The 6,107-nt window shown below is 47.5% G+C and carries 7 protein-coding genes and 5 tRNA genes; all 12 read left to right on the top strand.

From position 1 onward, the window contains the following. Positions 1-42 precede the first annotated feature (42 nt). The 12 genes from ABEW73_RS27225 (at position 43) to ABEW73_RS27170 (ending at position 5,856) form a co-directional block, all read left to right on the top strand. Positions 43-117 (top strand) — tRNA-Gln (locus tag ABEW73_RS27225). Positions 118-132: 15 nt separating this feature from the next. Then, positions 133-207, top strand: a tRNA-Gly gene (locus tag ABEW73_RS27220). 11 nt (positions 208-218) lie between these two features. Then, positions 219-292, top strand: a tRNA-Cys gene (locus ABEW73_RS27215). A 12-nt stretch (positions 293-304) separates the two neighbouring features. Next, positions 305-381 (top strand) — tRNA-Arg (locus ABEW73_RS27210). An 8-nt stretch (positions 382-389) separates the two neighbouring features. Continuing rightward, a tRNA-Leu gene (locus ABEW73_RS27205) sits at positions 390-469 on the top strand. Between the two features lie 612 nt (positions 470-1,081). Continuing rightward, on the top strand, positions 1,082-1,381 hold the full coding sequence (locus tag ABEW73_RS27200) for a hypothetical protein (protein ID WP_430163717.1): 300 nt from the start codon (positions 1,082-1,084) through the stop codon (positions 1,379-1,381). Between the two features lie 68 nt (positions 1,382-1,449). After that, positions 1,450-2,127 (top strand): PspA/IM30 family protein, encoded by a 678-nt coding sequence (locus ABEW73_RS27195; protein WP_076324888.1) that lies wholly within the window; start codon positions 1,450-1,452, stop codon positions 2,125-2,127. A gap of 2 nt (positions 2,128-2,129) precedes the next feature. Then, entirely contained in the window at positions 2,130-2,609 is a 480-nt protein-coding gene (locus ABEW73_RS27190) for a PspC domain-containing protein (protein ID WP_076324887.1), read from the top strand. 1 nt (position 2,610) lies between these two features. Then, a complete protein-coding gene (locus tag ABEW73_RS27185) occupies positions 2,611-3,297 on the top strand; it encodes a PspA/IM30 family protein (RefSeq protein ID WP_430163714.1) in 687 nt (228 codons plus the stop codon). Positions 3,298-3,468: 171 nt separating this feature from the next. Next, on the top strand, positions 3,469-4,113 hold the full coding sequence (gene liaF, locus ABEW73_RS27180; protein ID WP_430163712.1) for a cell wall-active antibiotics response protein LiaF: 645 nt from the start codon (positions 3,469-3,471) through the stop codon (positions 4,111-4,113). A gap of 41 nt (positions 4,114-4,154) precedes the next feature. After that, a complete protein-coding gene (locus ABEW73_RS27175; RefSeq protein ID WP_430163709.1) occupies positions 4,155-5,228 on the top strand; it encodes a histidine kinase in 1,074 nt (357 codons plus the stop codon). Continuing rightward, positions 5,212-5,856, top strand: a complete 645-nt coding sequence (locus tag ABEW73_RS27170) for a response regulator (protein WP_006212655.1) — start codon at positions 5,212-5,214, stop codon at positions 5,854-5,856. Before ABEW73_RS27175 ends, ABEW73_RS27170 begins: the two co-directional genes overlap by 17 nt. Positions 5,857-6,107: the final 251 nt, after the last annotated feature.

Genomic DNA, 6,107 nt, shown 5'->3' with positions numbered 1-6,107 from the left:
TTCGAGACCCATCGGTCGCCCCATAGTTTTTTTAAAAAATGTTGGGGATTAGCCAAGCGGTAAGGCAACGGACTTTGACTCCGTCATGCATAGGTTCGAATCCTATATCCCCAGCCATTGATTTTTATGTTTGCGGACGTGGCTCAGCGGTAGAGCATCGCCTTGCCAAGGCGAGGGTCGCGGGTTCGATTCCCGTCGTCCGCTCCATTTTTATTTCTGGCGCCATAGCCAAGTGGTAAGGCACAGCTCTGCAAAAGCTTTATCCCCAGTTCGAATCTGGGTGGCGCCTCCATAACAAATTTATGTGCCCTTAGCTCAGCTGGATAGAGCGTTTGACTACGAATCAAAAGGTCAGGAGTTCGAATCTCTTAGGGCACGCCATAAAGTAAGCCGGTGTGGCGGAATTGGCAGACGCGCGCGACTCAAAATCGTGAGGGAAACCGTGGGGGTTCGAGTCCCTTCACCGGCATCATCCAAAAGGAATGTAGACTATAAACGTCTGCATTCCTTTTTTCGTTGCATCTACATCGATAGCTTCGTTTCTCGGTAGCAGCTAATCTGATCCGTTACTCTTCATGATAAAAGGCTAATCGTGATGAACCTAAGTGTTATGTCCCCTCATTTTTATAACTCGCAAGCAATGCACCTTAATCCTATGCAAACTTCTTGGATGTAACCTCCTTAGATCAATCCTATTTCCCATGATGGAGTCCTTCTTCGTGATTTTCTATCCGACTCCCTGCTTCATCCTACCGCTACCTCAAACTACCGTTCCCCCAGGCTTTACCACTATCGCCTTAGAGCTGAAGCTACAGTCTTTAAACTAAACTAACATGAGGAACCACATCTCTTTATTAGGTAAAACAAAAGCAAGGATACCAGAGGATTCATCTACATAGGTCAGCCCATTGAATAATTGATCCAGTGTAGGGTTGGACGCAGGTCTATAGGAGGCCCCGCCTTAGGTCTAGGTGCAAAAACCGTCCCCAGGCCGTTTTAGTGAAACTCGAAATTACCTAGAATAGAGTCATAAGGTTGAACAAATGAAACAACGATCAAACAACAGAAAGGCGGTGTATAAATGAGAAATTCAAAAGGAAATGGAATGAGTGTCCTGTTGATTGGTGTAGGGATCTTGGTTCTCCTGGGAGTATTTGGTCCTCTGCTTGGATGGTTGTTCAGTCTTGTAATTCCAATCCTGATGGTCGCTTTGGGATACTACGGGATCCGGAGAGGTAACACCTTGATGGGATGGGTTATTCTCGGTATCGGTGTGATCTGGTTGATGGGTAAACTGTCTTGGCTGATCGGTCCGATCCTTGGAATCATCTTGATCATCTACGGGGTGTCCCGATTGAAGAATGGTAGACCCCGTTATTGATAAAAACCACTACATTAAATAACATGCAAAAACAACAGATCATGATAGATGAGGAGGGCTAAGCGAATATGAGTGTTTTCCGGCGGATAAGAGACATAACCGTAGCAACATTGAATGAAAAACTCGAGCAGAGCCAGGATCCGGTTCGATTGATCGACCAGTTCCTACATTCAACCAGACAGGACATTGCTGAGGCTGAGAAGCTGCAGCAGCAATGTCAAGTACATTCCAGACAGCTGAAGCAGCAGGTGGATCAAGCAGAAACCATGCGATATAAACGCGAAGAGCAGGCACTGCTTGCACTGAAGGCCGGCGAAGAACATCTTGCCAAGCTGGCATTGCAGGAGAAGCTGATCTATGAGGAAAAGATTGAGCAGTATCAAGGCCTATTGTCCTCAAGCCTGGAGTCGTTAAAAGAAATCGAGGAGCAGCTCGGCGAGCTGCGGATGGAATATCAGACGGTATACAGCAAACGTCAGTATTATGTTGCCCGAGTGGAAACCCTTCGTCTTCAGCAAAAAATGAATGAACGTACAGGCTCCTATGGCGGCGGTCCTGATGTACCGAAGATGTTCAATCGTCTCGAAGACCGTATCAGCGACTGGGAACTGGAAGCCAGAAGTCTTCGCGATTTACGCCGCATGGGGCAGGAATACATGGATCAGGCTGGTGAAACAGTCTCCACTGTATTGGAGAAAGAACTTGCCCGCCTGAAGCAAAAGCTGAATAACAGCGGAAAGGAGTAACCATGACTAGATTGTACCGTTCCACCCGAGACAAGATGTTCACAGGGTTGATCGGCGGTATATCCGATCATTTCGGAGTCGAATCTACCCTACTTAGAATCATATTTGTAGTCAGTATCTTTTTCACAGGCGGTACAACGCTGTTGATCTATCTGATTGCATCCCTTGTCGTACCTAAGGAGCCGTATTATCACGACCCGTATGGTCCACAGGGAAGACATGGTGGCGGATACCGTTACAACGATCATCCGGGCCCGGGACCAGGCTACAACAGCTATAACGATGCTTATGGACGTCAAGGCTATCCTAATGAGCATGGAAGTTTTGGTCCCAAATATGACCGTCCCAATGGCACAAGAAACAACGCGTCTGCGGATTCTGACCTGGATGCGATGATGAAGGATATTGAGAGAAAAGCAATGCAAAAAGAAATCGAAGAATTGAAGAAAAAACTTTCGAACTATGAGAAGGGAGATAAATAACATGGGAGTATTTAAAAGACTTAAAGATATGACGAAGGCATCGGTGAATGAACTGCTGGATAAAGTAGAGGATCCGATCGTAATGTTGAACCAGTACCTGCGCGACATGGAGGCAGAAATTCACGAAGCAGAGGTAACGGTTGCGAAGCAAATGGCTAACGAGCGTCGTATGAAGCAGCGCGTCGATGAGGCTGTGAAGATGGCGGCACAACGTGAAGCTCAAGCTGAATTGGCTCTGAAAAATGGTCAAGAAGAAGTGGCTCGCAAGCTGCTTGAAGAAAAAATCTATTTCGATCAAAAAGAATCCGAGTACGTGGAATTGCACCTGCAATCCGAGGCTCAAGCGAAAGAACTTGTAGCTCAGCTGCATGAAATGAAAGACGAGTTCTACAAAATGCGCAACAAGCGCAATGAGCTTGTAGCTCGCGCTCAAATGGCTAAAGCGAAGAAGCAAATGTCTCAAGTGAGCAGCCTGCACACGATCGAAAGCGGCAGTGCTTCGATGGGCTTCCACCGCATGGAGGAAAAAATCATGCAAATGGAAGCAGAAGCTGATGTGCTTCGCGCCCCATACCGTCCTAACAATGCAGTATACACAAGCCCAGTGGATGCTGAGAAGCAATTGAAAGTCGATGAGCAGCTGCAAGCGTTGAAAAACAAAATGGGGAATTCTTCGAAGTCCGAGTAATTCCTTAACAAGTCAGCAAAATAAGATTAAACCGTATTCGAACACCATGTTCATATGATATGCTATACGAATGAGATTGTCGTATAGTACAGGCAAAGCCATACAGTGGGGAACGTCTCACACTGCTATGGCTTTTCCGAGCTTATATCTTGGTCATCAAGGAGGTGCGACATGGACAGAAACCGCTGGATAGCAGTTGGTTTAATCAGCTTGGGTTTTATTATGCTTTTCGGCCGATGGTTTGGTTTCTTCACCATTGTCGCCCTGTTACTCATGTTCGCAGGTGTCCTTCAAATCAGACAAGGTCATGTGAAGAAGGGATACATTCTGCTCGGAGTAGGTGCCGTACTGCTGCTGCTGGAGCATCTCATGTTGATAATCGGCATCAGCTTGATATCGCTAGGTATCTTTTATGGCAAGTCCAAGCGAGCCCATACGACGACAAAGTACGTTCAGAAGCAGAACTTTATGTCCAACTTTGATTGGGACCGTGCCCCATGGGTGATGCGCAGTCTGAGTGTGTGGCATGTACTTGGAGAAGCGGATGTGGATCTGTCCCTGGCGCTTCCGGAGGAACGTCAAACGGTCCTTATGTTCCATGGAATGCTGGGGGATATTGATCTGATGATCCCGGACTATTATGGGGTGGAGATCGAAGCCTCGATCCTGTTTGGCTCGATCCATATGGACGACCGGAAGGAAACCGGCATATTAAATCGCGTGCGGTATTTATCACCAAATTACGAGACCAGTGAATATAAAGTGAAATTTATTGTTTCTTATTTAGGCGGAGATTTGAATATAAAAATGACATAATAAACGTATGTCTTGTGTAAACCATTCAGGAGGGTTGCCCCGTGGAAACGGAAAAGAAAGCAAATATGATTACCCGAAGTATGCGTGAGGGGACCCTTCTGGGATTGGTTGTCATGCTCGTTGTCCTATATTTATTATATACATATGGTTATCTCAGGCCGTTTGAGACGTGGAAGAACCGGATCGAAGCTGGCATCACTCTGGTATTGCTTCCGATCGGGCTGGGTGCGATCTATGGCTTCTTCCAGGGATACCGGGTAAAACGACGAGTTGATCTTGTAAGGGAAACACTGGTGAACTGGGAAAAAGGCAGCCTTACGGACGTGATGCCGGACATCGGCGAAGACGAAGTGGGACGGCTTGGAGAACAGCTGGTGAAGATCAGCAAACGCTGGGAGGATCAAGTGTCTTCTCTGCAGCGGTTATCAACGAACAATGCCCAGCTTGCCGAGCAGGCCAGGGTAACAGCAATTGTAGAAGAGAGGCAGCGTCTGGCGCGCGAGCTTCATGATGCGGTTTCTCAGCAGCTGTTTGCCATCTCGATGACGGCAACCGCTGTGGGCAGGACATTGGATAAGGATTTTGACAAAGCGCAGCGCCAGGTGGCTCTGATCGAGGAAATGTCGGCTGTGGCCCAGTCCGAGATGAGGGCGCTTCTTCTTCATCTGCGGCCGGTTTATCTTGAAGGGAAAGCACTGGAGCAAGGGCTGAAGGATCTGATCAAGGAATTGCGGATTAAAGTACCTATGGAAATTACGTTTGAGATGGACGATGACATACATTTGCTTAAAGGGATCGAAAATCATCTGTTCCGTATTATCCAGGAGGCCATGTCGAACACCCTCAGACACTCGAAAGCGGAGAAAATGGACATCCGAATTCACCGCAGGCAGAATACTGTTCGGGTAATGCTGCGGGACGATGGGATCGGATTTGAATTGGATGATAAGAAACAGACTTCCTACGGTCTATCGACGATGCAGGAACGGGTGACGGAGATCGGGGGCTCGGTACAATTCATAACAGCACCGGGTAAAGGGACTCGAATTGAGATCGTTGTGCCACTCATAAATGATGAACGTAAACGGGGGGATGTAGATGGAAACGCCGATTAAGGTGCTGCTGGTGGATGATCATGAGATGGTCCGGATCGGTTTAGCGGCTGTGCTTGGTACAGAGGACGGCATCGAGGTGGTTGGTGAAGCGGGCAGCGGCGAGGAAGGGATACGCTTAGCGCAGGAATATCATCCTGATGTGGTGCTGATGGACTTGGTGATGGACGGAATGGATGGAATCGAGACGACGCGCCAATTGATGAATCAGTTTCCGAATCTTAAGGTCATTGTACTGACCAGCTATCTGGACGATGAGAAGATGTATCCGGTTATTGAAGCAGGTGCGTTCAGTTATTTATTGAAGACATCCCGTGCTTCTGAAGTAGCTGATGCTATACGTGCAGCCGCACGCGGGCAATCGGTGCTGGAGTCTCAGGTAGCCTCGAAGATGATGAACCGTTTCCGTCATCCGCAAAATGAAGCTCCGGCGCATAACGATCTTACGGACCGGGAAATGGAAGTGCTGCGACTGGTGGCGCAGGGCAAGTCGAATCAGGATATTGCTGATGATTTGATTATAGGCATCAAAACCGTGAAGTTTCATGTGACCAATATTTTAGGCAAGCTGGGGGTAGAGGATCGGACCCAAGCTGCCATCTACGCTTATAAAAATGGGCTGGCTGAGTAAAGAGTGCCGGCTCTTTTTTTATGCGATGAGATGATCGTGATATAAACAGATCCAAAAAATTGAGAGTAGCATAAACCGATCCATGATTCGATGCGTGCGGTATGAACATATCCATGTAAACAAGGAGAGGCAGGCTTAAAGACTCCCGGATCGGGAGTCTTTTATTTATGAACGGGGAAGCCGGAAGATTTACATACAGCCTGTTTGAAGGATCTTTTTAAAAGGCGAGGTATAAATCCGCGATGATGAGG

Source organism: Paenibacillus lautus (genome assembly GCF_050482385.1).
GTDB classification, from domain to species: Bacteria; Bacillota; Bacilli; order Paenibacillales; family Paenibacillaceae; genus Paenibacillus_AQ; species Paenibacillus_AQ lautus_B.
The sequence above is the reverse complement of the archived record's forward strand: the minus strand, read 5'-3'. Positions and strand labels throughout refer to the sequence as shown.